The organism is Klebsiella sp. C360, from assembly GCF_048822415.1.
Classification (GTDB): Bacteria; Pseudomonadota; Gammaproteobacteria; order Enterobacterales; family Enterobacteriaceae; genus Klebsiella; species Klebsiella quasipneumoniae.
This window is the reverse complement of sequence record NZ_JBMEZZ010000049.1, coordinates 1-1,602: the sequence shown is the minus strand read 5'-3', so window position 1 is coordinate 1,602 and position 1,602 is coordinate 1. Positions and strand designations below refer to the sequence as shown.

The following is a 1,602-nucleotide window of genomic DNA, read 5'->3' as shown; positions in this document are numbered from 1 at the left end:
CGTGGTTCATAATCAACACTGAATGCGTAAATCACTCTGTTACTCAACTCCCAGTTTGTGACCTCACAGTACCGTGTATAGAGCTCCAGCAGCTCATCAAAGAACTGACCTTCCCGGAGCGGGCCAGATCCCTTTACAGCCTCACGCTGATCCATGAAATAGTCCACAGCGGCTTTTTTGGACGCAAACTCCCTTCCACCGATTTTGACCTTAACGGAACGTCCCATACTGACCTCCTTTCTGGTTTGCAGGTTAATAATCACTCAGAGCAATTATGATGTGCAGCATCATTCACTGTCACTTAGGTGATTCTCCCTGTCGTAACATTTTCATTATCTAATAATTAGCAACCTTATAACAACACCAGTAAATTACCGGATGCCGGTTTCTGGTGGATCCGACTTTTACGCTATCTGAGACTTTCCGGAAGTGTACCACGGTCAGGGAATAACCACACCGCCCTTTTCTGGTGCTGAGCGACCGATCTCTGGGCAGGGGAGGGATACAACATATAGCGTCAAAGAAGCTAATAACACCGCTGCATATTGTGTTTCTTGGCCACTGAGCGCCGGTAGGGCTCCGGCAGATCCGGAACTAGCTTTTTTCGGATCTGACCGGGAAAAGAGAGAATACAACATAGGTTCAACATATCCATATGCCGGGCATCTGCATAGGTGTGGCATACGCATATACTTACCATCTGCATATGCTATGACTATACATATGCTTTGCATCTGCATATACTGAACATATGCACACACCCGGTGCAATCAACCTCATTCCGGATATGCATCACATATCCACACTTACCCGGGAGAGAATCATGAGAACCGTATCTATTTTTAAAAACGGCAACAACCGCGCCATCCGCCTTCCCCGCGATCTGGATTTTGAGGGGGTGAGCGAGCTGGAGATCGTCCGGGAAGGGGACAGCATCATCCTGCGTCCCGTCCGGCCGACCTGGGGGTCGTTCGCGCAGCTCGAAAAAGCCGATCCGGACTTTATGGCGGAGCGCGAGGACGTTGTCAGCGACGAAGGACGATTTAACCTGTGAACAAGATCTATATGCTCGACACCAACATCTGCTCGTTCATCATGCGCGAGCAGCCTGAAGCGGTGCTGAAGCGCCTGGAGCAGGCGGTGCTGCGTGGCCACCGTATCGTGGTCTCGGCCATCACTTATTCTGAAATGCGCTTCGGTGCCACCGGCCCGAAGGCCTCGCCGCGCCACGTCCAGCTGGTCGACGCGTTCTGCGCCCGCCTCGATGCCATCCTGCCCTGGGACCGCGCTGCGGTGGACGCCACCACGGAGATTAAGGTGGCGCTGCGCCTCGCCGGAACGCCGATAGGCCCGAACGACACGGCGATCGCCGGGCATGCCATTGCGGCCGGCGCCGTACTGGTGACAAATAATGTGCGGGAGTTTGAGCGGGTGCCGGATCTGGTGCTGGAAGACTGGGTAAGATAACGTTGTAAAACAATGCGGTGCAGGTGAAAAATCCGGTCAGATACCGGACCAGGGTGCAGTCTCTCCTGTACAGGGCAATCACTCTCACCGGCCCCGTTCAGCTCTCTGTCTGCTTCAGGCGGAACTCGCCAAGGG

Annotated in this window: 2 protein-coding genes and 2 pseudogenes; 2 read left to right on the top strand and 2 right to left on the bottom strand. The window is 53.7% G+C overall.

All coding sequences use genetic code 11. The features are described from left to right. Both ACOI7D_RS27765 and ACOI7D_RS27760 read right to left on the bottom strand, forming a co-directional pair. Positions 1-227 (bottom strand): annotated as a pseudogene (locus tag ACOI7D_RS27765) (hypothetical protein); the annotation flags it as partial. A 109-nt stretch (positions 228-336) separates the two neighbouring features. Then, a pseudogene (locus ACOI7D_RS27760) lies at positions 337-867 on the bottom strand (hypothetical protein). Here ACOI7D_RS27760 and vapB point away from each other — a divergent pair. Both vapB and ACOI7D_RS27750 read left to right on the top strand, forming a co-directional pair. After that, entirely contained in the window at positions 824-1,054 is a 231-nt protein-coding gene (gene vapB / locus ACOI7D_RS27755; protein WP_021312767.1) for a type II toxin-antitoxin system VapB family antitoxin, read from the top strand. The pseudogene ACOI7D_RS27760 and the gene vapB sit on opposite strands and share 44 nt — an antisense overlap. Beyond that, positions 1,051-1,467 (top strand): type II toxin-antitoxin system VapC family toxin, encoded by a 417-nt coding sequence (locus tag ACOI7D_RS27750; RefSeq protein WP_021312768.1) that lies wholly within the window; start codon positions 1,051-1,053, stop codon positions 1,465-1,467. The genes vapB and ACOI7D_RS27750 overlap by 4 nt, the downstream gene beginning before the upstream one ends. Positions 1,468-1,602 lie beyond the last annotated feature (135 nt).

What these genes read in the sequence shown, in the direction of transcription:
- vapB (WP_021312767.1), top strand. Translation starts at nt 824, where the DNA reads ATGAGAACCGTATCTATTTTTAAAAACGGCAACAACCGCGCCATCCGC.